Raw genomic sequence first — 26250 nt, 5'->3', positions numbered from 1 at the left:
GCCATGCAGAAACAATCACATGATAACGTTATTCTGGAGCTGACCGTTCGCAACCATCCTGGCGTGATGACCCACGTCTGCGGGCTGTTCGCCCGACGCGCTTTCAACGTTGAGGGTATTCTCTGTTTACCGATTCAGGGTAGCGATCAGAGCCGCATCTGGCTTCTGGTCAATGACGATCAGCGGCTTGAACAGATGATCAGTCAGATCGATAAACTGGAAGACGTGGCGAAGGTGGTACGAAACCAGTCCGATCCCACCATGTTCAATAAAATTGCCGTCTTTTTTGAGTAAGTTATTCACTTTCCGAATCAGGCGTGATGACTTTGACGGAACCATTCCGACAGTGAACGGCATAATCTGTCGGTAATGGGCGATCGCTAATCAGGACATCAAAGGCAGAAAGCGGACCAATGCTGGCAGGCGCGACCTCATCAAACAGGGCGTGACGCGCCAGCAAAATTTTGCGCAGACCGCGCTCCATCGCTTTACGTTTGGTGGCAAGATCATCCGGGTTAAACCAGCTCACGCCAAAATGTTCATGTACGCCGCTGGCGGAAATAAACACTTTGCGCGGATTGAGCGAATCCAGCGCCGAAGGATTATTGGCATCATAAAAGGCATCGCTCTTGGCCCGATAGGTACCGCCGCACAAAATCGCCGTGGCATTAGGCTTTTCATTCAGCGCGATAAATACCCGATGCGAGTAGCAAATCCCGGTAAAGGTAATATCATCCGGTATCATGCTGATAACTAATGGCATTTCCGGACCGTTATCAAAAAAAACCAGATCGTTTTCACGCACCAGGCCGGCGGCCAGGATCGCAACGGGAAGGTCGTCCCGATGATGCGTCTTTTTCGCCGGCAGCGGCATATTGGTTGAAGACGTAGGCTTATTTACCATGACGATATAGCCGCCGAGCAGCGTCAGCGGTAAAGGGTCATCATCCTGGCTGAGATCGCGGCGAATGGTCATCACCGAAACTTCCAGCATCCGCGCGGCGTCTTTCAGATGGATTCGATCGGTCTTTTTCAGTAACTCCATCAAGCGTCGGATACGTTCTTTTTGCTTGGTCTCCATTCACCCTCTCCGCAAATCATGTTGTTATGTTCCATCAGTAACATTTATGTGTTTCTGAGAACATTACAGTGTGGCACTACTATACGTCTGGCCGTCAGGAAATAAAAGTGGGTTTATTCGCGTTTTATAACATTAAATAGTTAATTTTCAGTAAATTGTAACCATAAAAATGATTTGTTCCGCCAGGGATTGTTCACGAAGTAAATGGCAAAATGATCCTCTAATCGCGATCATAGTCACAAATGATACGGAAGTAACATGATAATGTTATTTTAATATCATTGTCGTGTGACGATTTCTGAGAGGGAGTAAAATGGATATCGCGGTTATTGGCTCTAACATGGTGGACCTTATCACCTACACCAACCAGATGCCCAAAGAAGGGGAAACTCTGGAAGCGCCGGCGTTTAAAATCGGCTGCGGCGGAAAAGGGGCGAACCAGGCCGTGGCGGCCGCTAAGCTCAATTCAAAAGTATTGATGTTGACCAAAGTGGGCGACGATATTTTTGCCGACAACACCATTCGTAATCTCGAATCCTGGGGGATCAATACGACGTATGTAGAAAAAGTACCGTGTACCAGCAGCGGCGTAGCGCCGATTTTCGTCAACGCCAACTCCAGCAACAGCATTCTGATCATCAAAGGCGCTAACAAGTTTCTCTCGCCGGAAGATATCGATCGCGCGGCGGAAGATTTAAAAAAATGCCAGCTTATTGTTCTGCAACTGGAAGTTCAGCTTGAAACGGTTTATCACGCAATAGAATTTGGCAAGAAACACGGGATTGAAGTGTTATTAAACCCTGCGCCAGCATTACGGGAATTAGATATGTCTTATGCCTGTAAATGCGATTTCTTTGTACCCAATGAAACCGAGCTGGAAATATTAACCGGTATGCCAGTGGATACCTATGACCATATTCGCGCAGCGGCACGTTCGCTGGTGGATAAAGGGCTGAACAATATTATCGTCACCATGGGTGAGAAAGGCGCGCTGTGGATGACGCGTGACCAGGAAGTCCATGTCCCGGCGTTTAGAGTGAGCGCTGTTGATACCAGCGGCGCGGGCGATGCCTTTATCGGCTGTTTCGCGCATTATTATGTCCAGAGCGGGGATGTGGAAGCCGCCATGAAAAAAGCCGTCCTCTTTGCCGCTTTCAGCGTCACCGGGAAAGGCACCCAATCCTCTTATCCAAGCATTGAGCAATTTAATGAGTATCTTTCGTTGAACGAATAACAATCACCCTGCACTGTTAAAGGTAGCACTATGAACGATAAAAACATCGTTCAGATGCCCGACGGGTATCTGAATAAGACACCTCTGTTCCAGTTTATTTTGTTATCCTGTTTATTCCCATTATGGGGATGCGCAGCCGCGTTAAATGATATTCTGATTACGCAATTTAAAAGTGTATTTTCGCTGAGCAACTTTGCTTCGGCATTAGTACAAAGCGCCTTTTATGGCGGTTATTTTTTAATTGCTATTCCGGCCTCGCTGGTCATTAAAAAAACCAGTTATAAAGTGGCGATACTTATCGGCCTGACGCTATACATTGTCGGCTGTACGCTCTTTTTCCCGGCGTCGCACATGGCGACCTACACCATGTTCCTCGCGGCGATTTTCGCCATTGCGATTGGCCTGAGTTTCCTGGAAACGGCGGCGAATACCTACAGTTCGATGATCGGGCCGAAAGCCTACGCCACGCTGCGGCTGAATATCAGCCAGACCTTTTATCCGATCGGCGCGGCGGCAGGCATTTTATTGGGTAAATATCTGGTCTTTTCCGAAGGGGAAAGCCTGGAAAAACAGATGGCGGGCATGAATGCTGAGCAAGTCCACAACTTCAAGGTGCTGATGCTGGAAAACACTCTGGAACCCGATAAGTACATGATTATGGTTCTGGTAGTGGTGATGGTACTGTTCCTGCTGACGCGTTTCCCGACCTGTAAAGTCGCGCAAACCGCGAGTCATAAACGCCCTTCGGCGCTGGATACGTTACGCTATCTCGCCAGCAACGCCCGTTTCCGTCGCGGTATTGTGGCGCAGTTCCTGTATGTGGGAATGCAGGTGGCGGTCTGGTCGTTCACTATCCGTCTGGCGCTGGAATTAGGCGATATCAATGAGCGCGATGCCTCAACCTTTATGGTCTACAGCTTCGCCTGCTTTTTTATCGGCAAGTTTATCGCCAACATTCTGATGACACGCTTCAACCCGGAAAAAGTCCTGATCCTTTACTCTGTGATCGGCGCGCTGTTCCTGGCCTATGTGGCGCTGGCGCCCAGCTTTAGCGCGGTATACGTGGCAGTGCTGGTCAGTGTTCTGTTTGGCCCCTGCTGGGCGACCATTTATGCCGGAACGCTCGATACCGTCGATAACGAACATACCGAAATGGCGGGGGCGGTGATCGTGATGGCGATTGTCGGCGCGGCGGTGGTTCCCGCGATTCAGGGCTACGTGGCGGACATGTTCCACTCGTTACAGCTCTCATTCCTGGTTTCCATGCTGTGCTTTGTTTACGTTGGCGTTTACTTCTGGCGCGAAAGCAAAGTGCGCGGCAACCTGGCTGAAGTCGCCGCGTCCTGAGGAGATCAACCATGACAACACGTATTACATTATGGCGGGAGCTTTTTAGCGAGCAGCCGCGTATCTTGCTGGAAAATGATGATTTTACGGTTACGGCGTTTCGTTACGCCAGCGGCGTGGAAGGACTGAAAATACAAAACAGCCGCGGTCATCTGGTGATTCTGCCCTGGATGGGGCAGATGATTTGGGACGCGCAGTTTGACGGTCATGATCTGACTATGCGCAACATGTTCCGCCAGCCGAAGCCGGCTGCGGAAGTGGTGGCAACGTATGGTTGCTTTGCTTTCCATTCCGGACTATTGGCGAATGGCTGCCCGTCGCCGGAAGATACACATCCGCTGCACGGCGAGATGCCCTGCGCTGCCATGGACGACGCCTGGCTGGAGTTAGAGGGCGACAGTCTGCGCGTGACCGGGCGCTACGAGTATGTGATGGGGTTCGGTCATCATTATCAGGCGCAACCTGCGGTGGTAATGCGTAAAGCAAGCGCGCTGTTTGATATTCAGATGACAGTGACTAACCTGGCTTCAGTCGCCATGCCGCTACAGTACATGTGCCACATGAACTATGCCTATGTGCCGAACGCCACGTTCCGCCAGAATATCCCGGATACCGCGCTGAAGCTACGCGAGTCGGTGCCGGCGCATGTCAAACCCACGGCGCAGTGGCTGGCGTTTAATCAACGACTTTTGCAGGGTGAAGCCTCGCTGGCAACGCTCAACGAGCCTGGCTTTTACGACCCGGAAATCGTGTTCTTCGCCGATGAACTGGACAGGTACACGGATACCCCGGAATTCAGTATGATCGCCCCGGATGGCACCACGTTCGTGACACGTTTCGCCAGCGCGGAGCTGAATTACGTGACCCGCTGGATTCTTTATAACGGCGATCAGCAGGTTGCCGCCTTTGCCCTGCCCGCGACCTGTCGGCCTGAAGGTTTTCTCGCGGCGCAGCGAAATGGAACCTTGCTTCAACTGGAACCGCAGCAAACCCGGACGTTCACCGTCACGACAGGCATTGTCTGACCGCTCAAGGCTTGAACAGCCGCGCGCTTATCGTTAAGGTAAGCGCGTTTTTTTTATCCATCAGGACAGAACCCATGATCACCGTTGCCCTTATCGACGACCACCTTATCGTCCGCTCCGGCTTTGCACAGCTACTGGGGCTGGAACCTGATTTGCAGGTGGTCGCTGAGTTTGGTTCCGGGCGCGAAGCGTTGGCAGGCTTACCGGGGCGCGGCGTACAGGTGTGTATCTGCGATATCTCGATGCCGGATATTTCCGGACTGGAGCTGCTAAGCCAACTGCCAAAAGGGATGGCGACGATCATGCTCTCGGTTCACGATAGCCCGGCGCTGGTGGAACAGGCGTTGAACGCCGGCGCGCGCGGTTTTCTCTCTAAACGCTGTAGTCCGGATGAGCTGATCGCCGCGGTGCATACGGTGGCGACGGGCGGCTGCTATTTGACCCCCGATATTGCCGTGAAACTGGCGGCGGGTCGGCAAGATCCGCTGACCAAACGCGAGCGTCAGGTGGCGGAAAAACTCGCCCAGGGTATGGCGGTAAAAGAGATTGCCGCCGAGCTGGGGCTATCGCCAAAAACGGTGCATGTCCATCGCGCGAATCTGCTGGAAAAATTAGGCGTCAGCAATGACGTTGAACTGGCGCATCGCATGTTTGACGGTTGGTAATGAACACCTTTTTTTCCCGTTTAATCACCGTTGTTGCCTGCTTTTTTATTTTCTCCGCCGCGTGGTTCTGCCTGTGGAGTATCAGCCTGCATCTGGTAGAGCGCCCGGAGCTGGCGGCGCTACTCTTTCCCTTCGGCCTGCGCCTGGGACTTATGCTGCAATGCCCGCGCGGCTACTGGCCAGTATTGCTGGGCGCGGAGTGGCTGCTGGTGTACTGGTTAGCGCAGGAAGTTGCGCTGGCCCATCTGCCGCTTTTGATGATCGGTGGTGTGTTGACGCTACTGCCCGTGGCGCTAACCTCACGTTACCGCCATCAGCGCGACTGGCGCACGTTATTGCTTCAGGGCGCGGCCCTCACCGCCGCGGCGCTACTGCAATCCCTGCCCTGGCTGGGGCAGGGGGAAGCGGCATGGAACGCGCTACTGCTGACCCTCACGGGGGGGCTGACGCTGGCCCCCATCTGCCTGGTTTTCTGGCACTATCTCACCAGCACTACCTGGCTGCCGCTGGGACCATCGCTGGTATCGCAGCCGGTAAACTGGCGCGGGCGGCATCTGATCTGGTATCTGCTGCTGTTTATCGTCAGTCTGTGGCTGCAACTGGGGTTACCTGCTGAACTTTCGCGCTTTACGCCGTTCTGCCTGGCGTTGCCGATTATCGCGCTCGCCTGGCATTATGGCTGGCAGGGCGCGCTCATTGCCACACTGATGAACGCTATCGCGCTGATCGCCAGCCAGACCTGGCACGATCATCCCGTCGATTTATTACTTTCGCTGTTGGCGCAAAGCCTGACCGGGTTACTGCTTGGCGCGGGCATTCAGCGTCTGCGCGAGCTGAACCAGTCGTTGCAAAAGGAGCTGGCGCGCAACCATCGGCTGGCGGAGCGTCTTCTGGAGACCGAAGAGAGCGTGCGGCGCGATGTTGCGCGTGAGCTGCACGATGACATCGGGCAGACCATCACCGCGATTCGTACCCAGGCGGGCATTGTGCAACGACTGGCGGCGGATAACGGCGGCGTGAAGCAGAGCGGGCAACTTATCGAGCAGCTTTCGCTGGGCGTGTATGACGCCGTGCGTCGCCTGCTGGGGCGCTTGCGCCCGCGCCAGTTAGACGACTTAACGCTGGCGCAGGCCATCCGTTCGCTGCTGCGCGAAATGGAGCTGGAAAGCCGCGGTATTGTCAGTCACCTCGACTGGCGAATTGACGAAACGGCGCTGAGTGAAAGTCAGCGCGTGACGCTGTTTCGCGTCTGTCAGGAAGGGCTGAATAACATCGTAAAACATGCCAATGCCAGCGCTGTGACGCTCCAGGGCTGGCAGCAGGATGAGCGACTGATGCTGGTGATTGAGGATGACGGCAGCGGCCTGCCGCCGGGCTCTCACCAGCAGGGCTTCGGCCTGACCGGAATGCGCGAACGCGTGTCGGCGCTCGGCGGGACGCTAACCATCTCTTGTACCCACGGTACGCGGGTGAGCGTCTCGTTGCCCCAGCGTTACGTTTAAGGAAGGATAATGCTTTCGTTTTTAAAAGCCCCGGCCAACGCGCCGCTCATCACCGATAAGCACGAGGTTGACGCCCGCTATCGCTACTGGCGGCGGCACATCCTGATCACCATTTGGTTGGGTTATGCGCTGTTCTATTTCACCCGTAAAAGCTTTAACGCCGCCGCGCCGGAAATCCTTGCCAGCGGCATTCTGACCCGCAGCGATATCGGCCTGCTGGCGACGCTGTTTTACATCACCTACGGGGTGTCGAAATTTGTCTCCGGCATCGTTAGCGATCGCTCTAACGCTCGCTATTTTATGGGTATCGGGCTGATTGCGACCGGCATAGTGAATATTCTGTTCGGCTTCTCGACCTCGCTGTGGGCCTTTGCGCTGCTATGGGCGCTGAACGCCTTTTTCCAGGGGTTTGGATCGCCGGTTTGCGCCCGTTTGCTGACTGCCTGGTACTCGCGTACCGAGCGCGGCGGCTGGTGGGCGTTATGGAACACCGCGCATAATGTCGGCGGGGCGCTGATCCCTCTCGTTATGGCCGCTGTCGCCCTGCATTATGGCTGGCGCGTCGGAATGATGGTGGCCGGATTGCTTGCCATCGGGGTGGGCATGGTCCTCTGCTGGCGGCTGCGCGACCGTCCGCAGGCGATTGGTTTACCGCCGGTAGGCGACTGGCGGCACGATGCGCTGGAGGTAGCCCAACAGCAAGAGGGCGCAGGGCTAAGCCGCAAAGAAATCCTCGCTAAATATGTGCTGTTGAATCCCTATATCTGGCTGCTTTCGCTGTGTTACGTCTTAGTGTACGTGGTGCGCGCGGCGATCAATGACTGGGGCAACCTGTATATGTCCGAGACGCTGGGCGTGGATTTGGTCACGGCCAACACGGCAGTATCGATGTTTGAACTGGGTGGATTTATCGGCGCGCTGGTGGCGGGCTGGGGCTCGGACAAACTCTTCAACGGTAACCGCGGACCGATGAATTTAATCTTCGCTGCCGGGATTCTGCTCTCTGTGGGTTCGCTGTGGCTGATGCCGTTCGCCAGCTACGCCATGCAGGCGGCCTGTTTCTTCACCACCGGTTTCTTTGTCTTCGGCCCGCAGATGCTCATTGGCATGGCGGCGGCGGAGTGCTCGCATAAAGAGGCGGCGGGCGCGGCCACCGGCTTTGTCGGCCTGTTCGCCTATCTCGGCGCGTCGCTTTCCGGCTGGCCGTTAGCGAAAGTGCTGGAGATCTGGCACTGGACCGGTTTTTTTGCGGTCATCGCCATCGCGGCGGGGATCTCCGCGCTATTGCTGCTGCCATTTCTGAACGCCCAGGCCCCACGCGAGACCAGCGAAGCGTGATGCACCTCACCTTTTTGCGCTGAATGGGGCAAAACTAAGAAATTTTCCCGGTTTTGCCTGGACGCTGTCGCAGGCCACTTTTCCTGTGGATTTTTACAATGCCTGCCATTCGCAGGTATAAAAATTAGCTCAGGAGTAATCCATGCTGGCCTTCTTAAACCAGGTGCGCAAGCCGACCCTGGATCTGCCGCTCGATGTGCGGCGTAAAATGTGGTTCAAGCCGTTCATGCAGTCCTATCTGGTGGTTTTTATCGGCTACCTGACCATGTACCTGATCCGCAAAAACTTTAACATCGCGCAGAACGACATGATCTCTACCTACGGGTTGAGCATGACCGAGCTGGGGATGATTGGCCTGGGCTTTTCGATCACCTACGGCGTGGGGAAAACGCTGGTTTCCTACTACGCTGACGGTAAAAATACCAAGCAGTTTCTACCGTTTATGTTGATCCTCTCCGCTATCTGTATGCTCGGCTTCAGCGCCAGCATGGGCGCGGGGTCAACCAGCCTGTTTCTGATGATCGCTTTCTATGCCCTGAGCGGTTTCTTCCAGAGTACCGGCGGATCGTGCAGCTACTCGACCATCACTAAATGGACTCCGCGTCGTAAACGCGGCACCTTTCTCGGCTTCTGGAATATCTCCCACAACCTCGGCGGCGCGGGCGCGGCAGGCGTGGCGCTGTTCGGCGCCAACTACCTGTTCGACGGTCACGTCATCGGCATGTTTATCTTCCCGTCGATTATCGCGCTGATTGTTGGCTTTATCGGTCTGCGTTTTGGCAGCGACTCCCCGGAATCTTACGGTCTGGGCAAAGCTGAAGAACTGTTCGGCGAAGAGATCAGCGAAGAGGATAAAGAGACTGAAGAAAACGAAATGACCAAGTGGCAGATCTTTGTTGAATATGTGTTGAAAAACAAAGTGATCTGGCTGCTGTGCTTTTCCAATATCTTCCTGTATGTGGTGCGTATTGGTATCGACCAGTGGTCAACCGTCTACGCCTTCCAGGAACTGAAGCTCTCCAAAGAAGTGGCGATTCAGGGCTTTACCCTGTTCGAAGTGGGCGCGCTGGTCGGCACGTTGCTGTGGGGCTGGCTCTCTGACCTGGCGAACGGTCGTCGTGCGCTGGTAGCCTGTGTGGCGCTGGCGTTAATCATCGCCACCCTCGGCGTCTACCAGCACGCCAGCAACCAGTATGTCTATCTGGCCTCGCTGTTCGCGCTCGGTTTCCTGGTGTTTGGGCCGCAGCTATTAATTGGCGTGGCGGCAGTCGGTTTCGTACCGAAAAAAGCCATCGGCGCTGCGGACGGTATCAAGGGAACCTTCGCTTATCTTATCGGCGATAGCTTTGCCAAGCTGGGTCTGGGCATGATTGCCGACGGTACCCCCGTTTTTGGTCTGACCGGCTGGGCGGGCACCTTCGCCGCGCTGGACGCCGCCGCGATCGGCTGTATCTGCCTGATGGCGATGGTCGCCGTGATGGAAGAGCGCAAAATCCGCCGTGAGAAAAAAATTCAGCAAGTCAATATCGCTTAAATGTGTGCATTTGGTAACGTTTTGCCCGGCTTAACGCCGGGCTTTTTTATGCCTTGCGTTCGTCAGACAGGACATCCGGCGTCTGGCGTAAATGAAGACAGGCGTTAATAAATCACATCCTGACAGGCCAGAACGTCGACAGTTATAAATTTACCGTTATGATGGGCATCCTGTTTGGTGACGGATGTGCGCATGATTTGGTTGATTCTGGCCACGTTTGTGGTGGTGTTTATTGTGGGTTTTCGGGTGCTGACATCGGATACCCGCCGGGCGATTCGCCGCCTGAGCGAACGTCTGAATATTGATGTAGTGCCGATAGAATCGATGATTGATCAGATGGGTAAAACGGCGGGCGGTGAGTTTTTACAGTATCTGCATCGCCCTGATGAATCGCATTTGCAAAATGCCGCTCAGGTGTTACTGATCTGGCAAATGGTGATTGTCGATGGCGGCGATCAGAGTTTGCAGCGGTGGCATCGGTTGCTGCAAAAAGCGCGTTTAGCTGCGCCGATCACCGATACGCAGGTACGGCTGGCGCTGGGCTTTTTGCGCGAAATGGAACCCGATATGCAGGAGATCAACGCGTTTCAACTGCGCTATAACGCCTTTTTTCAGCCGGAAGAGGGTGTTCACTGGCTGCATTGATACTCTTCACTATCTCGTTAACAAAAGACGAGATGAATGAGGCTGGCAAGGGCGGCGAGCCACGATTAACGGCCTGGAGACGCGATTCATCGTTAGCCAAATAAAGCGTAGCCGCCAGCGTATTTGCTAAGGGTGAACCACAGAAGTAACGCACCGAATAACCGCTAACGATGCCAAAACGTCAGAGACTTATAGCTCATCATTTCCGTGACATATATCACGGAAATGTGATCTTGTTTTGAACACTAAAACTGTGACTCCTTGCCATACCTCCTGTCTCAAAATTTCTTATCATAAACTCGAAGTTGTACATGATTGTCTATAGACAACTCTAAATGTTTAGGCGCGCCCCATGAAAACATTGAGTAAAAGTTCACACATCCCACTGTATCAACAGGTTGTGGAGTGGATAAGGGAAAGTATTTATAGCGGAGAATTAGTTGAGGATGACCGGATACCTTCAGAGTTTCAAATCATGGATATGCTGGAGGTGAGTCGCGGTACCGTTAAAAAAGCGGTTGACCAACTTGTCCGGGAAGGTGTTCTTGTGCAAGTGCAGGGTAAAGGAACTTTCGTAAAGAAGGAAAATGTTGCTTACCCACTGGGTGAAGGTTTGCTCTCCTTTGCTGAAGCCTTAGCCAGCCAGAAGATAAACTTCACAACCAGCGTCATAACCTCCCGACTGGAACCCGCTAACCGCTTTGTAGCAGAGAAACTGAGTATCAAACCGGGACAAGATGTTTTATTTCTTAAACGCCTTCGTTGTATTGGCGATGAAAAAGTCATGTTGATTGAAAATCGTATCAACATTGATCTCTGCCCCGGTATTATTGATGTAGATTTTACCAGGGAGAATTTATTTTCAGCAATAGAAAGATTATCTGATAAGAAAATAAGTTTTTCTGAAAGCCGTTACGCAGCCAAATTAATTGGTAATGAGCGAGGCCATTATCTTGATATTGGTGAAGACGCACCTGTTTTGCATTTGGAACAGTTGGTATTTTTCTCTAGTGGATTGGCCATTGATTTTGGTAACGTCTGGTTAAAAGGTAATAAATATTATCTTGGCACTATTTTACAGCGCCTGGATGCCTAACTAGCAAAGAGGAATCTATGCAGGATATTCATTTTCGCCGTCATTATGTTCGCCACCTCCCTAAAGAGGTGAGTCAGAATAACATAATCAAGGCTCTTGCCAGTCCGTTAATTAACGATGGTATGGTTGTATCTGATTTTGCCGATCACGTCATTACGCGAGAACAGAATTTTCCAACGGGTCTACCGGTTGAGCCTGTAGGTGTCGCTATTCCACATACTGATCACAGGTATGTTCGCCAAAACGCCATTAGCGTTGGAATACTGGCAGAACCCGTCAATTTCGAAGATATGGGCGGGGAACCAGATCCCGTACCTGTCAGGGTGGTGTTTATGCTTGCTTTAGGTGAAAGCAATAAGCAGCTCAACGTACTGGGTTGGATTATGGATGTGATCCAGGATGAGGATTTTATGCAGCAGTTACTGGTCATGAATGATGATGAAATTTATCAGTCAATTTACACACGCATATCTGAAAGAGGTGAAGTATGAGTAAAATGATACTATTTGTTTGCGCAACGGGTGTTGCTACTTCCACGGCTGTGGCAGAAAAAGTAATGGAATATTGTAAAGACAATGGACTTGATGTTAATTATTCACAAACTAATGTAGCCTCATTGCCAAACAATACCGATGGTGCAGCTTTGGTTGTATCAACAACGAAAGTTCCTTATGAACTGGATATTCCGGTTGTTAGTGGCCTGCCAATCATTACCGGAGTAGGTGAAGATAAAGTTCTTGAAAAAATAGTTTCAATCCTTAAAGGCCAAGCCTGATTTCATAAATAAAAAAACAGATAAATTATCCAGGCGCTAACGCGAGGTCTGGTCACATCTGAATAAGAGGTCGGATATGAATGATATAGCACATACTCTCTATACCGTTGTGCAATATGTCCTGGGATTTGGCCCAACGGTTTTATTGCCGCTGGTCCTTTTTTTCCTGGCATTGTTCTTCAAAGTAAAACCCGCCAAAGCACTTCGCTCATCATTAATTGTCGGAATAGGGTTTGTCGGAATTTATGCCATCTTTGACATACTTACCAGCAATGTAGGCCCGGCTGCACAGGCAATGGTTGAGCGAACTGGTATTAGCCTTCCTGTTGTCGATTTAGGCTGGCCACCGTTGGCCGCAATTACCTGGGGCTCACCAATCGCACCCTTTGTCATTCCGCTGACGATGCTGATTAATGTCGCCATGCTGGCTCTGAATAAGACACGTACTGTTGATGTCGACATGTGGAACTACTGGCACTTTGCCCTGGCTGGAACGCTGGTTTACTACAGCACAGGGAGTTTTGTTTTGGGTCTGTCCGCAGCCGCTATTGCCGCGATCGTGGTTCTCAAACTGGCGGACTGGTCTGCGCCATTAGTGGCAAAGTACTTCGGTCTGGAAGGTATTTCACTTCCGACCCTGTCATCTGTCGTCTTCTTTCCGATTGGATTGCTGTTCGACAAAATTATCGACAAAATCCCTGGCGTTAACCGTATTCATATTGATCCGGAAAACGTTCAGAAAAAAATGGGAATCTTCGGTGAGCCTATGATGGTGGGTACTATTCTGGGGGTCTTGTTGGGCATCATTGCCGGGTATGACTTTAAACATATCCTATTGCTGGGGATCAGCATTGGCGGTGTCATGTTCATTCTTCCGCGTATGGTACGAATTTTGATGGAAGGTTTATTACCTCTGTCTGAAGCCATTAAGAAATATTTGAATGCCAAATATCCTGGCCGTGATGATCTCTTTATCGGACTGGATATCGCGGTAGCAGTAGGTAACCCAGCCATTATATCTACAGCACTGATTCTGACACCCATCTCTGTCTTTATTGCATTCCTTCTTCCTGGCAATAAAGTCCTGCCACTCGGAGACCTTGCGAACCTGGCAGTCATGGCTTCCATGATTGTACTGGCATGTCGTGGCAATATTTTCCGGGCTGTGATAACCGCAATTCCTGTTATTGTCGCCGACTTGTGGATTGCGACCAAAATTGCGCCATTTATTACCGGTATGGCTAAAGATGTCAATTTCAAAATGGCTGAGGGGTCAAGTGGTCAGGTATCAAGCTTCCTTGATGGCGGTAACCCCTTCCGTTTCTGGCTGCTTGAAATATTCAACGGAAATATTGTTGCTATCGGGCTAATTCCTGTGCTTGCGCTGATTATTTATGGTGTTTTTCGCCTGACAAAAGGAACGGTCTATGCCTGATTACCACGCAGCGCTTGTCATTGACATTGGCACAACTAACTGCAAAGTCAGCTGTTATTCCTGTCATGACGTGTCAGTTCTGGAAGTCCGCAAGTTTCCGACGCCAATAATATCGTCGGACAAAGGCGAGGTAGATTTCGATATCGAAGCGCTGTGGCAGGCACTGCGACTGGTAATGGCTGAACTGGTGGCTTCAGTACCGTTTCCGGTAAAAAATATCAGTATTGCGAGTTTCGGTGAGTCTGGTGTCTTTGTGGATAAGGAGGGCGTCATTCTTACCCCGATGCTGGCCTGGTATGATCGACGTGGTGAATCTTATCTCTCGTCATTAAGCAAGGCAGAGGCTGAAGAACTGTATTCTATAACGGGATTGCCACCTCACAGTAATTACTCAGCATTTAAAATGAGATGGTTGCTTGATAACTACTCCTTGCATGAAAGAAAAGATATCTGCTGGTTACATGCACCAGAAGTGTTGTTGTGGCGAATGACAGGTGCGAAAAAGACGGAAATATCCCTGGCCAGTAGAACGTTGTGTCTGGACATTGCTCGCCGTACCTGGTCTCGTAATGCTGCCGGGATTCTCGGCATACCGTTCGGTGTACTGGCTCCGTTGATAAAGCCAGGTGAAGTGGCCGGATGGGTGACGGCAACGCTTAGAGAGGAATTGGGCTTCTCTCATGAGGTAAAAGTTACCCTGGCCGGGCACGATCATATGGTCGGTGCCCGCGCATTACAGCTGCAACCGGGCGATGTGCTGAATTCTACCGGCACGACAGAGGGTATTTTACTGCTGAATACACAACCAACGCTTGATGTGCAGGCTCGCAGGGATAAGCTGGCAAATGGTTGTTACTCCGATGGTGAATTTTTCACGCTTTTCGCTTCTCTGCCTGTCGGCGGTTATGCGCTTGAATGGGTGAAAAAAACCTTTCGTTTAACTGATAAGGAAATAAGCACAGGCCTGGAAAAAGCCATGGAGCAATACCTCAAACCTTCCTGGTCTGTCGAGCATGTGCCGGTATTTATTCCTCATTTGCGGGGCTCGGGTTCGCCAAATAAAAATCGGCACACCCGTGGCCTGCTTTTTGGTCTGACGGATTCACTTCCTCCGGAGTCTCTGCTTGAGAGTGTCTTTATCGGCCTGGCGATGGAGTTTGCACACTGTCACGGGTGCTTTAATATCCCGGCGGGCAGGACAGTAAAAGTCATTGGCCCTGCGGTGAAAAACCCATACTGGCTCCAGTTGAAGGCTGACATCCTCCAGTGTCCAATTGAGGCCATTGCTTTTGATGAAACCGTCTCCCTTGGAGCATTGTTGATAGCCTGTCCGAATGTTGTCCCCCCGACTGTTCCTGTGGCTGAGCGATATTTTCCTGACGCGGTTCGTTCTGCAAAGTTGAAAATATATCAGCAGCAATGGCTGTCATTTTATCAATTTAAACTGCGGCAAGAAGGGGCGCTTATTGGTGAATAACTGTGATAACTCAATAGTTCGATAATTTACTTACACTGCTCACATAAATATCTGGAGTTAATATGCCTTTAGTCAATGGTAGGATCCTGCTCAATTGTATTCAGGAAAAACATGTCCTTGCGGGGGCATTTAATACAACGAACCTGGAGACAACAATTTCCATTCTTAATGCAATAGAACGTTCCGGATTGCCCAATTTTATTCAAATTGCTCCTACTAATGCACAGCTTTCTGGTTACGATTACATTTATGAAATAGTTAAGCGACATGCCGATAAAATGGATATTCCTGTCAGCCTGCATCTGGATCATGGGAAAACTCTGGAAGATGTTAAGCAGGCTGTCCGGGCCGGATTTACCTCAGTAATGATTGATGGCGCGGCGCTACCGTTCGAAGAAAATATTGCATTTACCCGAGAAGCTGTCGATTTCTGTAAATCATTTGGTGTTCCCGTCGAAGCGGAATTAGGCGCTATTCTGGGTAAGGAAGATGATCATGTCAGCGAGGCTGACTGCAAAACTGAACCTGAGAAGGTTCAGCGCTTTGTTGAGGAGACAGGGTGCGACATGCTGGCAGTGTCAATTGGTAATGTACATGGTCTTGAAGATATCCCACGCATTGATATCCCGCTATTACAACGCATCGCGTCTGTCAGTCCGGTACCTTTGGTTATTCATGGAGGTTCTGGTATTGACGCGGATATTCTTCGCAGCTTTGTTAATTACAAAGTAGCCAAAGTGAATATTGCGAGTGATTTGCGCAAAGCCTTTATTACTACTGTTGGTAAGGCTTGGGTAAATAATAACAACGAGGCTAATCTGGCGCGTGTCATGGCGAACGCAAAACAGGCAGTTGAGGATGATGTTTATTCTAAAATTAAGATGATGAATAAAAATCACTCAGCATTCCGCAAAGTCTCTTAAGGAAAATATATGATTAGACAAAAAGTACGCGTTATGAACAGTACGGGGCTTCATGCGCGGCCAGCCGCTACGCTTGCGAAAATTGTCAAAAAATACCAGTCTTCATTAACGCTAGTTAATAATGACAAAGAAATTCCCATTAAAGGAATGATGAGTATTTTGGGGGCTGGCGTAAAGGGAAACACAATGATTGATTTAATTTGTGATGGACAGGATGAACTGGCTTTTATGGATGAATTAAAATCTGCATTTGCTGATGGCTTTGGTGAGTCAGTATAGTGCAATTCCCGTCAAACAGCGCAGGAAGTTGTAGAGGCTTCCTGCACTCATTATCGTATGAATAGCCTTAACAGACCATCGGTAAAACCCTCATACCAGCACCTTTAGCCCGTGTTTTTGGACAACATTAAGTAGTTTCAGTGACATCCCGCTGGGACGCTTGGCGCCGCTTTCCCACTTTTGAACCGTTGATACGCTGGTATTCAGGTACCGAGCGAAAACCGGCTGGCTAACGTTGAGTTCTTCTCGTAACGCTTTTATTTCAAGTGGCTGCAGATCTTTGATGCTGCTTAAGCAGGCCGTGTCAAAACTGCGCATTGTCTCCTGGGGAATGGCATCCACGCTAAATAATCCAGATGCCGCGCTATGAATCGCTTCAAAGGCAGGGCTTTTGAATTTAGTTTTTGCTGACATGGCGCACCTCTACCAGTTCTTTGTTATTAATGAGTGCCGTTATCTGATCTTCGGTCAGGTAAGCATAGTGTTTTGCTAACTCACGGAAACCCGCGAGTTCGCGATAGCTAATGTTGGCCATATCCTGTTTGGCATACAGGAAGGTGTAAAACCAATGCTCGCCTCCCTTTGCCAACACGATTGCGCGATCGCGGTTTTGATTGAGACGTTTTTTATAAACCCCGCCGCCAAGATTATCTGCTTTTCCTTGCAGTACGGCGTTGATGGCCTCGCTTAACTCGTCATCTTTTATCGTGTGGGACTTCGCTTCTCTGTTAAACCACCTGGTTTTTAAGTCGCATCAGGTTGACATCCTGTAATCTAAAGTATAGCACCAGGTGATACACTATGTCTTACCTTTTGGTTTTGCACGCAGCGAGAGAAGATAATTCTCAACGCTCGACCAGCCTCGCAAAATGCAGCGCAACAATGTCAGTTGCTAAAACGTTAATCAGATCACATTTTGTAATGTTACACTGCGTGGATTTTCCGCACTAAAACGACGCAGGTAACCACAATGAATGAAAATATCGCAGAAAAATTCCGCGCTGATGGGGTTGCCAGGCCTAACTGGTCAGCCGTTTTTGCCGTGGCGTTTTGTGTCGCCTGCCTGATTACCGTTGAGTTTTTGCCCGTTAGTCTGTTGACGCCGATGGCGCAGGATCTGGGGATCTCCGAGGGCGTCGCCGGTCAGTCGGTCACCGTTACGGCATTTGTCGCGATGTTTTCCAGCCTGTTCATTACCCAGATTATTCAGGCGACCGACAGGCGTTATATCGTTATTCTGTTCGCCGTTTTGCTGACGGCTTCTTGTCTGATGGTCTCCTTTGCCAACAGCTTTACGCTGCTATTGCTGGGCCGCGCCTGTCTTGGGTTGGCGCTGGGCGGATTCTGGGCGATGTCGGCGTCGCTGACCATGCGACTGGTTCCCGCGCGTACCGTGCCGAAAGCGCTGTCGGTGATTTTTGGCGCGGTCTCCATCGCGTTAGTGATCGCCGCGCCGCTGGGCAGCTTTTTGGGCGGTATTATTGGCTGGCGTAATGTCTTTAACGCCGCTGCGGTGATGGGCGTACTGTGCGTCATCTGGGTGGTGAAATCACTGCCGTCGCTGCCGGGCGAACCTTCTCACCAGAAACAGAATATGTTTAGCCTGTTGCAACGCCCTGGCGTGATGGCCGGGATGATCGCCATCTTTATGTCTTTTGCCGGGCAGTTCGCTTTCTTTACCTATATTCGCCCGGTCTATATGAATCTGGCGGGCTTTGACGTTGATGGTCTGACGCTGGTGTTGCTAAGTTTTGGTATTGCCAGCTTCGTTGGTACTTCTTTCTCATCTTATGTCCTGAAACGTTCGGTAAAACTGGCGCTGGCCGGTGCGCCGCTGCTACTGGCGCTGAGCGCGCTGACGCTCATTGTGTGGGGAAGCGACAAAACCGTGGCGGCGGCAATAGCGATTGTCTGGGGACTGGCGTTTGCGCTGGTGCCGGTGGGATGGTCAACGTGGATCACTCGTTCCCTTGCCGATCAGGCGGAAAAAGCCGGTTCCATCCAGGTCGCGGTGATTCAACTGGCAAATACCTGTGGCGCGGCGGTGGGCGGTTATGCGCTCGACAATTTCGGGCTGCTTTCGCCGCTGGCGCTTTCCGGTGGTCTGATGCTGTTGACGGCGTTAGTCGTGGCGGCGAAAGTCCGTATTACGCCAATGAGTTGATATTGCTGCCATTTGTAGGCCGGATACGACGTTAGTCGTCATCCGGCAATAATAAACGCTTAATCAAAACCGTTATGCTCTGCGGTGGCGGCAAACCATTCTCCGCTTTTTTTCACCGTGCGCGTTTGGGTGGCTAAATCCAGTTGTACAAAACCATAGCGATTTTTATAGCCGTTCAGCCATGACCAGTTATCGATAAAGGTCCACATGTGGTAGCCAAGACAGTGACAGCCCTCGCTAATGCCTTTATGCAGCCATTTAAGATGCTCAGAGATAAAGTCAATCCGGTAATCATCGTGAATCTGTCCCGCTTGCACAAAACGCTGCTCGTTCTCAACGCCCATCCCGTTTTCGGAGATAAAACAGCGCGGATTGCCGTAATTATCCCGCAGGTTGGTGATGATGTCGTAAATTCCTGGCGCGTAAATTTCCCAGCCGCGGTAAGGGTTCATCTTGCGCCCCGGCATGTCGTAATAGTCAAATAACCACTCCGGCATAAACGGCGCTTGCGGATTCACCGCCGTATCACGGCATTTCACGCGGCGCGGCTGATAATAGTTAATCCCCAGTAAATCGATTTTGCCGTCGGTAATAAGCTGACGATCGCCTGGCTGACAGGCAGGCAACTGGTCATAGGTTTTCAGCAGCGCCACCAAGTCCGCCGGGTATTCTCCCTTTAATACCGGGTCAAGAAAACTGCGGTTGAATAACAGATCCGCATGATGCGCGGCTTGCACATCGGCGGGATGCTGCGAGCGTGGATAGGACGGCGTCAGATTCAGCACTACGCCGATTTCACCGTCGTAGCGCCCGGCGCGCCAGGCGCGCACGGCGGTCGAGTGCGCCAGCACGGTATGGTACGCCACGGTGGCTGCACGTTTAAAATCCACCACATTGGGATAGTGGAAGTCGTACAAATAGCCGCCTTCCACCGGCACAATCGGCTCGTTAAAGGTAAACCAGTGCTTCACGCGGTCGCCAAACAAGGTAAAACACGTTTGCGCGTACCGACCAAACGCCTCTACGACGTCGCGATTTTCCCAGCCGCCTTTCTCCTGCATGACCATCGGCATATCAAAATGGAACAGCGTAATAAACGGCGTGATGCCCTGCGCCAGTAGCTCGTCGATGACGTGATTGTAGAAGCTCACCGCTTGTGGATTCACCTCGCCTACGCCGTCTGGAATGAGCCGCGCCCAGCTTAGCGAGGTGCGAAAACTGTTGTGTTTTAACTGTTTCAGTAGCGCGATGTCTTGCTTCCAGTGGCGATAGAACGTTGAGGTTTCTGCTGGACCGATGCCCTGATGAAAACGACCCGGCTGGCGCTCGAACCACACATCCCACGTGGTCTGGCTTTTACCGCCATTCAGACTATCCCCTTCGGTTTGCAACGCTGAGCAGGCGCTGCCCCACCAGAAGTTATCGGGAAAACGGTATCGCATTGTCGTGCTCCTTGATCGCGTAAATTCGCTCCAGAATACGCGGTTTTGGCGAACAGAAACCGGTTACAGTCCGCATTTTCGCGACCAAAAAACGGAAAAGGTGTGCTACATCTCCGGGCATTCCACCTTGCCGAGAGCCTGCCAGTAGTTATGCTGATTGTTGCGCTCTATCGCGATCATCGCCTCCCGAATATGCTGATGGTTCCCCTCGCTCGCCATGATTTTTTTCTCCCAGGCTTCATCGGTTAGAGCGCCTTTGGGCGTACACATTTTGCGCAAATCCTTTAAAATCGTGGTTTTTTCATGTGCCGTCTGAAGCGAGCTAAACGGAGAGTCGGCATACGTGACGCCCGGTAGCGCGACAAGCGCGGCAATAAGCAGAAGCGTTTTTCGTTTCATAAACGGTATCCTTATCGGTTTGCACTTTTTCAAGAGTAAGTGTAGACCGTGCGACGTTCACTCATCGGGGCGTGCTATCCGTTGGCGTTGAAGTCAGGCAAAAGTGGGAAGGCGGTTTCTCGCTGCGCCTTCACTTTCTTGCGTGGCAGAATAGTGTATGTTCTGAACACTCTTTTATTTCGTAAGCGGTAGTGTAATGAGACGTATTGAGATCGTACTGGGAGAGCTGGAACGGCTGACGCGCGGGCTATGTCTTGCCGATTTGGCGCAGGAGACGGCGTTTACGGCGGAGGCGATAGGTTTCAATCTTGGGCTGGCGCGTAACTCCGTCAGCAAAGATCTCAATCAGTTATGGAATGACGGCCTGGCAATCAAAAGCCGTGGCCGCCCGGTCTATTTTCTGCATCGTCAGGCGCTGGAAACGTTGCTGGGACGACAGCTGGAAGAGTCTGAACGCGAAGTGCGGTCGGTGGCGGATGTGCTGCCGCATGAAGAGCATTACGCGCCCGACGATCCGTTTACCAGCCTGATTGGTTACGATCGCAGCCTGCGCGATGCGGTAGAAAAAGGCCGTGCGGCGGTGCTCTATCCGCACGGTTTACACGTTCTGCTTACCGGGCCGTCCGGCGTCGGTAAAACCTTTTTTGCGGAACTGATGCACCGTTTCGCCTGTGAACAGGCGAGCGGCGCTATCCCGCCGCTGGTCTACTTTAACTGCGCGGAATACGCCCATAACCCGGAACTGCTCTCCTCGCATCTGTTTGGTCATCGGCAGGGGGCGTTTACCGGCGCGAATGAACATAAAACAGGCCTCGTGGAGCAGGCGGACGGTGGTTATCTGCTGCTGGACGAGGTGCACCGTCTGTCTTATGAAGGGCAGGAAAAGCTGTTCTCTATTCTGGATAAAGGCGAGTACCGTCCGCTTGGCGTGAGCAGCCAGCCGCGATCAATTTCGGTACGCCTGATTTGCGCCACTACCGAGCCGGTCGGGTCGGCGCTGTTACGTACTTTCCAGCGGCGTATTCAGGTATGCATTGATTTGCCGGGTATTCGCCAGCGCTCCGTTGAAGAACAGATCGAACTGATCGTGGGGTTCTTACAACGGGAAAGCCGCAAAATAGAACGCACGGTCAGCATTGATAAACCGTTGTTGCTCTGGTTGCTGAATAAACCCCTTGAAGGCAATATCGGTCAGCTAAAAAGCGATATTCAGTTTCTCTGCGCTCAGGCGTGGGCATCGGGAATGACCGAGCATAACGACACGCTACAGCTGGATAAGCGGCTGGCGGAGATGTCGATTAACCCGACGCCGGAACAGCGTCTATTGGTGGATACTCTGTTTGAGGGTAAAGCGCGGCTAAACATAGACGCGCGCACGCTGCCCGCATTGAAGACGTCGCTGGCGACCGGGGCGGAAATTGAAGAGAGCGACCTCTTTTACAGCTTCCTGACGCGCGAGTATGTTAATTTGCGCAACAGTAACGTCCCCCCGGCGGAGACGCTGGCGATCCTGAAAAATAAACTCAGCTCGATTTTTGAATACGGTCTCTACAGCCGCGACAGCGTGGCGCATCCGCCGCGCTATGGCGACCAGATTGAAGAGCGCGTGACGCTGCTGATAGGCTGCGTAGAGCAGGTGTTGGGTTTTTCGCTGCCGGAAAATCTGGTTAACCCACTGCGTAAACACTTCCTGGCGCTGATAGGCTACGTGCAGCGCGGCCTGATCCCGCAGCTTTACTCTTCCAGTTTGATCCTGGATCGCTGCAAAGACGAATATGACAACGCCACGCTGCTGTGTCGGAAAATCAACGAACTGCTGCATATTCAGTGTCCGGCGACGGAAGTGGTCTGGCTATGCCTGTTCCTGAAAGAGTGCCGCCATTATCGTCAGCGTATCGATGCCAGCCCCGACTGCGGGGTCATTTTGATCGCCCACGGCGCGACCACCGCCACCAGTCAGGCGCAATATGTCAACCGCGTGCTGGAGCGCGAGTTGTTCAGCGCCATCGACATGCCGTTTGAACAGTCGGTGCATGACACGCTGGAAACGCTGACCCAAATGATTCAAACCCGCCAATATCGGCGGCTTATCCTGTTGGTGGACATCGGTTCATTGATCCATTTCGGCAGCACCATCAGTAAATTATTCCAGATAGATGTTTTGCTCATGCCGAACATCACGCTGACCAGTCTACTGGAAGTCGGGCTGGATTTAAGCTATGAAACCAGCGACTTACCACAGTTGACGGCGCTCCTGCAGAGTAAAAATATCCCCTGCCAGCTTTGTACGCCGCAGCAGGAGAACGGCGGCAAAGTGCTGGTCATCTCCTGTATTACCGGCATGGGAACGGCGGAAAAAATCAAAAAGGTGCTGGAGGAGAGCTTTGGCGAACTGATGTCGCAAGATACCAGGATGGTGATCCTTGATTATAACGAGGTACGAAGTCTGGAGCGCGTTCAGCAGGCATTGAATGCCAGCGAGCGGCTGGCGGGGATTGTCGGCACTTTCCAGCCGGGGCTGCCGGATATTCCGTTTATTTCGCTGGAAGAGCTTTTCTCCGAACAAGGGCCGGAACTGGTGTTGAGCCTGTTAACGCCCGATCTGTCCAACGCTGAACGCCGTCTGGAGATGGAGCGCTGCGCCATGCGCTTTATCAGCGCGCTAACGATGGAGAGCATCATCAATCATATTTCCGTGCTTAACCCGCAGCGTATTCTGAAAGAGATGGAGGGCGTTTTTAACCATCTGACGTCTTCGCTTTCCCTGAAACCAAGCCGCCAGGTGACACTACGCTTCCTGATCCACTGCTGCTGTATGGTAGAGCGTATTGTGATTAACCGAAAACCGTTACAGATGGCGCTGGAAAGTCAGCCGAATCTGGACGCGCGCGCGTTTAGTGTCATCAAATCCGCTTTTCTGCCGATCGAAGATGCCTACGCCATCCGTTTATCAGATGCGGAATATTTTTATATCTACGAACTGCTCTATAGCTAATCCTTTTACTGGCGGGGCTTCGCGCCTCGCCAGACCTTTCTTCTTCCTCGCGTGACACAAATTCTGGCACAACCTTTGCTCTTCTGATGATGCGTTATGCCGGATAGCGGCGTAAACGCCTTATCCGGCCTACCGGGAGTGTCCTGTAGGCCCGGTAAGCGCAGTGCCACCGGGCAATATATGCCGGTGTCCTCATGTAATTGCGCCAGGAGGCCATTTTGACTACCACACAACCGTTGCCCCACATCCTGCTGCTGACGCATGGCGGCTGGGGACAACCGCTTTGCAACAGCCTGCGTATGGTCACGGGCGAAATTAAAGGCGTGACGGAAATCGCGCTAATGCCTGTCGATACGCTGGGCGAGTTTTATCAACGCGTCGAGGCCGTGGTGAAAACGCTGCCGGAAGGCTCGCTGATCCTGACGGATTTTGTCGGCGGCACGACGTCCAACGTCGCGGCGCGACTAAGCGCCGATTATCCGGTGGCGGTGATTGCCGGATTGAATGCGTCGCTACTGCTGGAGGCGCTGGACAGGCGCGAACAAGGGATGCTAACCGCCTGCGTGGATGAGTTAGTTGAGGCCGGGCGCAGTAGCTGCCTGGATGTGGTCGCCCATGTACGTCAGCTACAACAATCACTCTAAGGAAAACATCATGGCCAATATCGTTTTATGCCGCATCGACAGCCGTCTCATTCATGGGCAGGTTGTCACGAAGTGGGTCGGACAATCTCAGGCGAACCGGATAGCCGTTGTGAGTGATGAACTGGATGCCGATCCGTTTATGAAAAATATCTACCTGATGGCCGCGCCGCCAAATATCAAAGTGGATTGCTTCGGCAACCAGAGTTTTGCCGCCGCATGGAAAGAAAATCAGCTTGGCGACGGTAACGTGCTGGTGCTTTTTCCCTCACTGGCGGCGGTGCAGGACGCCATACAACTGGGCTTTGACGTTACCCGCATTCAGGTTGGCGGTCTCGGCGGCGGGCCAAACCGCAAGGCGGTTTTTCAGAATATTACGCTGGATGAAAAAGACGTCGGCATTCTTAACGACCTGAAAAACCGTGGCGTTCAGGTATTTTTCCAGACCATTCCGGAAGATAAGCCGCAGCCGCTCGACGATATCCTGAAAAAATTCTAACCCTTTAATAGACACAAAATCATTCTGGATGCATCGAGGCGGCAACTGAGTGAATCCCCTGGAGCTTACTAAAGTAAGTGACTGGGGTGAGCGAAGGCAGCCAACAAAGAGGCAGCCTGAAGGATGAAGTGTATAGGATAACACTATGGATACCTTACTCTTTGCAAGCCTGATGGGGTTGTATTACTGGTTTGCCCGTTTACGCCTCGGCTACACCTTCTCCGCGATGCTGTTACAACCGGTGGTGATCGCGGTATTTGTCGGGCTTTTGCTTGGCAATATGCAGACTGCGATGATTATCGGCGCAGGGATGCAGCTCGTTTATTTGGGCGTGACCTCAACGCCGGGCGGCAACGTGCCGTCGGACCCGGCGCTGGCGGCCTGTATCTCCATTCCTATCGCGGTGAAGGCCGGTATGGACCCAAACCTGGCGATCGCGCTGGCAATCCCGTTTGGCGTGATTGGCGTGTTTCTCGATCAGCTTAGGCGCACGCTGAACGCCGCCTGGGTGCATATGGCGGATAAACACGCGGAAACGGCAAACATGGCGGGCATCATGCGTTGCGCCTTTCTTTACCCGGCATTGCTGGGGTTGGTACTGCGCTTCCCGGTGGTCTTTGCCGCTAACTACTTTGGCCAGGATGTGGTGGAAAGTTTCCTTAAACTGATGCCGCACTGGTTAACCCACTCCTTTGAAATCATGGGCGGCATTCTGCCGGCGCTGGGCTTTGCCATCACCATTATGGTGATCGGTAAAAAGAGCCTGTTGCCGTGGTTTATCGGCGGGTTCTTCGCGGTGTTGTACCTCAAGGTCGACATCATGGCGATGGCCATCTTCGGCACCTGTGTCGCCTTCCTGATTAAAGGCCTGGCGAAAAATGAAGGAGCAGCATGATGAGCAGTGACGTAATGCAACATGAACTGGTTGAGCGCGCGCGGGAAAGCGGGGCGCTGACCAAAGCAGATATCACCAAAGCCTGGTTTATCTACTGGCTGGGCGCCGAGGTTTCCAGCTCCTATGAGCGCTTACAAAGCCTGATTTTCTGCGCCTCGATGACGCCGATCATCAAAAAACTCTACCCGCAAAAAGAGGAGCAGGTAGAAGCGCTAAAACGCCACCTTAACTTCTTTAACTCCGAGCAGACCTTCGGCGCGGTGATTCAGGGCATCTCTATTGCCATGGAAGAACAAAAAACGCGCGGCGAGCCGATTAACGACTCGTCTATCACCGGCATTAAAACTGGCCTGATGGGGCCGCTTGCCGGGATGGGCGACTCGATTATCTGGGCGGCGGTGATGCCGCTGTTGATAGCGATCTTTATTCCGTTCGCGGCAAATGGCAGCGCGATGGGCGGTATTATCCCGCTGATTCTCTACCCGGCGATCACCCTGGCGATCAGCTACGGCATGGTCCACAAGGGGTATACGCTGGGGCGTGATTCGATTATCGGCCTGCTGCAAGGGGGGCGAATCAAAGAACTGATCTACGGGGCCAACGTGCTGGGTTTGATCATGATGGGCGCGCTTTCCGCCAGCTACGTCAAAATCACCACGCCGTTAAAAATTAGCGCCTTGAAAGGATCTGAAGTGGTGGTTCAGCAGATCCTCGACTCTATCGCGCCGGGCTTACTGCCACTGGCGGCGGTATTCGCCATCTACTTCTATCTGGTAAAAAAAGGGCCGCGCTACACCACCATTTTACTGTCGATTGTCGCACTGAGCATAGTCTGTTCGTTGTTGGGAGTGCTGTAAAT

Annotated in this window: 27 protein-coding genes; 22 read left to right on the top strand and 5 right to left on the bottom strand. The window is 52.1% G+C overall.

The window, feature by feature from the left end:
* Window positions 1-3 precede the first annotated feature (3 nt).
* Window positions 4-294 (top strand): acetolactate synthase small subunit, encoded by a 291-nt coding sequence (ilvN, locus tag J4614_RS16680; RefSeq protein WP_001171826.1) that lies wholly within the window; start codon window positions 4-6, stop codon window positions 292-294.
* A 1-nt stretch (window position 295) separates the two neighbouring features.
* On the opposite strand, the gene J4614_RS16675 is transcribed toward ilvN, so the two are convergent.
* A complete protein-coding gene (locus tag J4614_RS16675; protein WP_023214549.1) occupies window positions 296-1081 on the bottom strand; it encodes a DeoR family transcriptional regulator in 786 nt (261 codons plus the stop codon).
* 313 nt (window positions 1082-1394) lie between these two features.
* On the opposite strand from J4614_RS16675, the gene rbsK reads away from it, so the two are divergent.
* The 15 genes from rbsK (at window position 1395) to J4614_RS16600 (ending at window position 16356) form a co-directional block, all read left to right on the top strand.
* Window positions 1395-2315, top strand: coding sequence for a ribokinase (gene rbsK / locus J4614_RS16670; protein ID WP_023227699.1), 921 nt, complete (start codon window positions 1395-1397; stop codon window positions 2313-2315).
* A 30-nt stretch (window positions 2316-2345) separates the two neighbouring features.
* Window positions 2346-3662 (top strand): L-fucose:H+ symporter permease, encoded by a 1317-nt coding sequence (gene fucP / locus J4614_RS16665; protein ID WP_208293252.1) that lies wholly within the window; start codon window positions 2346-2348, stop codon window positions 3660-3662.
* Between the two features lie 11 nt (window positions 3663-3673).
* Window positions 3674-4687, top strand: a complete 1014-nt coding sequence (locus J4614_RS16660) for an aldose 1-epimerase family protein (RefSeq protein WP_000213206.1) — start codon at window positions 3674-3676, stop codon at window positions 4685-4687.
* Window positions 4688-4761: 74 nt separating this feature from the next.
* Window positions 4762-5352, top strand: coding sequence for a transcriptional regulator UhpA (gene uhpA, locus J4614_RS16655; RefSeq protein WP_000633672.1), 591 nt, complete (start codon window positions 4762-4764; stop codon window positions 5350-5352).
* Window positions 5352-6854 (top strand): signal transduction histidine-protein kinase/phosphatase UhpB, encoded by a 1503-nt coding sequence (gene uhpB, locus J4614_RS16650; protein ID WP_001091257.1) that lies wholly within the window; start codon window positions 5352-5354, stop codon window positions 6852-6854. The genes uhpA and uhpB overlap by 1 nt, the downstream gene beginning before the upstream one ends.
* 9 nt (window positions 6855-6863) lie before the next feature.
* Window positions 6864-8192 carry an MFS transporter gene (locus J4614_RS16645; RefSeq protein ID WP_208293251.1) on the top strand — a complete coding sequence of 443 codons (1329 nt, stop codon included), beginning with the start codon at window positions 6864-6866 and terminating at the stop codon, window positions 8190-8192.
* A 142-nt stretch (window positions 8193-8334) separates the two neighbouring features.
* The gene (gene uhpT / locus J4614_RS16640) at window positions 8335-9726 is read left to right on the top strand and encodes a hexose-6-phosphate:phosphate antiporter (RefSeq protein WP_000879181.1); all 1392 of its coding nucleotides are present in this window, start codon (window positions 8335-8337) and stop codon (window positions 9724-9726) included.
* 192 nt (window positions 9727-9918) lie between these two features.
* The gene (locus J4614_RS16635; protein WP_208293250.1) at window positions 9919-10371 is read left to right on the top strand and encodes a DUF1198 domain-containing protein; all 453 of its coding nucleotides are present in this window, start codon (window positions 9919-9921) and stop codon (window positions 10369-10371) included.
* Between the two features lie 352 nt (window positions 10372-10723).
* Window positions 10724-11467 carry a GntR family transcriptional regulator gene (locus J4614_RS16630; RefSeq protein WP_000854957.1) on the top strand — a complete coding sequence of 248 codons (744 nt, stop codon included), beginning with the start codon at window positions 10724-10726 and terminating at the stop codon, window positions 11465-11467.
* Between the two features lie 17 nt (window positions 11468-11484).
* The gene (locus J4614_RS16625) at window positions 11485-11958 is read left to right on the top strand and encodes a PTS sugar transporter subunit IIA (RefSeq protein WP_208293249.1); all 474 of its coding nucleotides are present in this window, start codon (window positions 11485-11487) and stop codon (window positions 11956-11958) included.
* Complete coding sequence (locus J4614_RS16620) at window positions 11955-12242, top strand: PTS sugar transporter subunit IIB (RefSeq protein WP_000041396.1); 288 nt, start codon at window positions 11955-11957, stop codon at window positions 12240-12242. Before J4614_RS16625 ends, J4614_RS16620 begins: the two co-directional genes overlap by 4 nt.
* A gap of 76 nt (window positions 12243-12318) precedes the next feature.
* Window positions 12319-13677, top strand: coding sequence for a PTS galactitol transporter subunit IIC (locus tag J4614_RS16615; RefSeq protein ID WP_000997826.1), 1359 nt, complete (start codon window positions 12319-12321; stop codon window positions 13675-13677).
* Complete coding sequence (locus J4614_RS16610; RefSeq protein WP_001113551.1) at window positions 13670-15154, top strand: FGGY-family carbohydrate kinase; 1485 nt, start codon at window positions 13670-13672, stop codon at window positions 15152-15154. Before J4614_RS16615 ends, J4614_RS16610 begins: the two co-directional genes overlap by 8 nt.
* A 62-nt stretch (window positions 15155-15216) precedes the next feature.
* Window positions 15217-16077: a class II aldolase gene (locus J4614_RS16605; RefSeq protein WP_001131798.1), complete on the top strand. Its 861-nt coding sequence runs from the start codon at window positions 15217-15219 to the stop codon at window positions 16075-16077.
* A 9-nt stretch (window positions 16078-16086) separates the two neighbouring features.
* Entirely contained in the window at window positions 16087-16356 is a 270-nt protein-coding gene (locus J4614_RS16600; protein ID WP_000621026.1) for an HPr family phosphocarrier protein, read from the top strand.
* A gap of 90 nt (window positions 16357-16446) precedes the next feature.
* Here the strand turns inward: J4614_RS16600 and J4614_RS16595 are convergent, their stop codons facing one another.
* Window positions 16447-16770: a DNA-binding transcriptional regulator gene (locus J4614_RS16595; RefSeq protein WP_001274841.1), complete on the bottom strand. Its 324-nt coding sequence runs from the start codon at window positions 16768-16770 to the stop codon at window positions 16447-16449.
* The gene (locus J4614_RS16590; RefSeq protein ID WP_024154936.1) at window positions 16754-17062 is read right to left on the bottom strand and encodes a type II toxin-antitoxin system RelE/ParE family toxin; all 309 of its coding nucleotides are present in this window, start codon (window positions 17060-17062) and stop codon (window positions 16754-16756) included. Before J4614_RS16590 ends, J4614_RS16595 begins: the two co-directional genes overlap by 17 nt.
* Window positions 17063-17326: 264 nt before the next feature.
* Here J4614_RS16590 and nepI point away from each other — a divergent pair, with 264 nt between their 5' ends.
* Window positions 17327-18520: a purine ribonucleoside efflux pump NepI gene (nepI, locus tag J4614_RS16585; protein ID WP_001004799.1), complete on the top strand. Its 1194-nt coding sequence runs from the start codon at window positions 17327-17329 to the stop codon at window positions 18518-18520.
* Between the two features lie 59 nt (window positions 18521-18579).
* Here nepI and J4614_RS16580 read toward each other — a convergent pair whose 3' ends face one another.
* Together J4614_RS16580 and J4614_RS16575 are read right to left on the bottom strand one after the other, a co-directional pair.
* Window positions 18580-19962, bottom strand: a complete 1383-nt coding sequence (locus J4614_RS16580) for a glycoside hydrolase family 1 protein (RefSeq protein ID WP_001270481.1) — start codon at window positions 19960-19962, stop codon at window positions 18580-18582.
* Between the two features lie 105 nt (window positions 19963-20067).
* A complete protein-coding gene (locus tag J4614_RS16575) occupies window positions 20068-20361 on the bottom strand; it encodes a YicS family protein (RefSeq protein ID WP_001636112.1) in 294 nt (97 codons plus the stop codon).
* A 196-nt stretch (window positions 20362-20557) separates the two neighbouring features.
* Here J4614_RS16575 and dagR point away from each other — a divergent pair, with 196 nt between their 5' ends.
* The 5 genes from dagR to J4614_RS16550 all read left to right on the top strand — a co-directional run bounded on the left by dagR (window position 20558) and on the right by J4614_RS16550 (window position 26248).
* On the top strand, window positions 20558-23356 hold the full coding sequence (gene dagR / locus J4614_RS16570; RefSeq protein WP_208293248.1) for a transcriptional regulator DagR: 2799 nt from the start codon (window positions 20558-20560) through the stop codon (window positions 23354-23356).
* A 218-nt stretch (window positions 23357-23574) separates the two neighbouring features.
* Window positions 23575-24000: a PTS sugar transporter subunit IIA gene (locus J4614_RS16565; RefSeq protein WP_000214106.1), complete on the top strand. Its 426-nt coding sequence runs from the start codon at window positions 23575-23577 to the stop codon at window positions 23998-24000.
* A gap of 10 nt (window positions 24001-24010) precedes the next feature.
* Window positions 24011-24496, top strand: coding sequence for a PTS system mannose/fructose/N-acetylgalactosamine-transporter subunit IIB (locus tag J4614_RS16560; RefSeq protein ID WP_001284295.1), 486 nt, complete (start codon window positions 24011-24013; stop codon window positions 24494-24496).
* A gap of 145 nt (window positions 24497-24641) precedes the next feature.
* Window positions 24642-25391, top strand: coding sequence for a PTS sugar transporter subunit IIC (locus J4614_RS16555; RefSeq protein ID WP_000380259.1), 750 nt, complete (start codon window positions 24642-24644; stop codon window positions 25389-25391).
* Window positions 25388-26248 carry a PTS system mannose/fructose/sorbose family transporter subunit IID gene (locus tag J4614_RS16550; RefSeq protein ID WP_001526325.1) on the top strand — a complete coding sequence of 287 codons (861 nt, stop codon included), beginning with the start codon at window positions 25388-25390 and terminating at the stop codon, window positions 26246-26248. The genes J4614_RS16555 and J4614_RS16550 overlap by 4 nt, the downstream gene beginning before the upstream one ends.
* The last annotated feature ends 2 nt before the right edge of the window (window positions 26249-26250 follow it).

The organism is Salmonella sp. 32031103-2018-00083-FB-01-SM-01, assembly GCF_017571995.1.
Lineage (GTDB): Bacteria > Pseudomonadota > Gammaproteobacteria > Enterobacterales > Enterobacteriaceae > Salmonella > Salmonella enterica.
The sequence above is the reverse complement of the archived record's forward strand: the minus strand, read 5'-3'. Positions and strand labels throughout refer to the sequence as shown.

Bases quoted from the DNA above. Each gene is read 5' to 3' on its own strand.
- ilvN (WP_001171826.1), top strand. From the start codon at position 4: ATGCAGAAACAATCACATGATAACGTTATTCTGGAGCTGACCGTTCGC.
- J4614_RS16675 (WP_023214549.1), bottom strand. From the start codon at position 1,081: ATGGAGACCAAGCAAAAAGAACGTATCCGACGCTTGATGGAGTTACTG.
- rbsK (WP_023227699.1), top strand. From the start codon at position 1,395: ATGGATATCGCGGTTATTGGCTCTAACATGGTGGACCTTATCACCTAC.
- fucP (WP_208293252.1), top strand. From the start codon at position 2,346: ATGAACGATAAAAACATCGTTCAGATGCCCGACGGGTATCTGAATAAG.
- J4614_RS16660 (WP_000213206.1), top strand. From the start codon at position 3,674: ATGACAACACGTATTACATTATGGCGGGAGCTTTTTAGCGAGCAGCCG.
- uhpA (WP_000633672.1), top strand. From the start codon at position 4,762: ATGATCACCGTTGCCCTTATCGACGACCACCTTATCGTCCGCTCCGGC.
- uhpB (WP_001091257.1), top strand. From the start codon at position 5,352: ATGAACACCTTTTTTTCCCGTTTAATCACCGTTGTTGCCTGCTTTTTT.
- J4614_RS16645 (WP_208293251.1), top strand. From the start codon at position 6,864: ATGCTTTCGTTTTTAAAAGCCCCGGCCAACGCGCCGCTCATCACCGAT.
- uhpT (WP_000879181.1), top strand. From the start codon at position 8,335: ATGCTGGCCTTCTTAAACCAGGTGCGCAAGCCGACCCTGGATCTGCCG.
- J4614_RS16635 (WP_208293250.1), top strand. From the start codon at position 9,919: ATGATTTGGTTGATTCTGGCCACGTTTGTGGTGGTGTTTATTGTGGGT.
- J4614_RS16630 (WP_000854957.1), top strand. From the start codon at position 10,724: ATGAAAACATTGAGTAAAAGTTCACACATCCCACTGTATCAACAGGTT.
- J4614_RS16625 (WP_208293249.1), top strand. From the start codon at position 11,485: ATGCAGGATATTCATTTTCGCCGTCATTATGTTCGCCACCTCCCTAAA.
- J4614_RS16620 (WP_000041396.1), top strand. From the start codon at position 11,955: ATGAGTAAAATGATACTATTTGTTTGCGCAACGGGTGTTGCTACTTCC.
- J4614_RS16615 (WP_000997826.1), top strand. From the start codon at position 12,319: ATGAATGATATAGCACATACTCTCTATACCGTTGTGCAATATGTCCTG.
- J4614_RS16610 (WP_001113551.1), top strand. From the start codon at position 13,670: ATGCCTGATTACCACGCAGCGCTTGTCATTGACATTGGCACAACTAAC.
- J4614_RS16605 (WP_001131798.1), top strand. From the start codon at position 15,217: ATGCCTTTAGTCAATGGTAGGATCCTGCTCAATTGTATTCAGGAAAAA.
- J4614_RS16600 (WP_000621026.1), top strand. From the start codon at position 16,087: ATGATTAGACAAAAAGTACGCGTTATGAACAGTACGGGGCTTCATGCG.
- J4614_RS16595 (WP_001274841.1), bottom strand. From the start codon at position 16,770: ATGTCAGCAAAAACTAAATTCAAAAGCCCTGCCTTTGAAGCGATTCAT.
- nepI (WP_001004799.1), top strand. From the start codon at position 17,327: ATGAATGAAAATATCGCAGAAAAATTCCGCGCTGATGGGGTTGCCAGG.
- J4614_RS16580 (WP_001270481.1), bottom strand. From the start codon at position 19,962: ATGCGATACCGTTTTCCCGATAACTTCTGGTGGGGCAGCGCCTGCTCA.
- J4614_RS16575 (WP_001636112.1), bottom strand. From the start codon at position 20,361: ATGAAACGAAAAACGCTTCTGCTTATTGCCGCGCTTGTCGCGCTACCG.
- dagR (WP_208293248.1), top strand. From the start codon at position 20,558: ATGAGACGTATTGAGATCGTACTGGGAGAGCTGGAACGGCTGACGCGC.
- J4614_RS16560 (WP_001284295.1), top strand. From the start codon at position 24,011: ATGGCCAATATCGTTTTATGCCGCATCGACAGCCGTCTCATTCATGGG.
- J4614_RS16555 (WP_000380259.1), top strand. From the start codon at position 24,642: ATGGATACCTTACTCTTTGCAAGCCTGATGGGGTTGTATTACTGGTTT.
- J4614_RS16550 (WP_001526325.1), top strand. From the start codon at position 25,388: ATGATGAGCAGTGACGTAATGCAACATGAACTGGTTGAGCGCGCGCGG.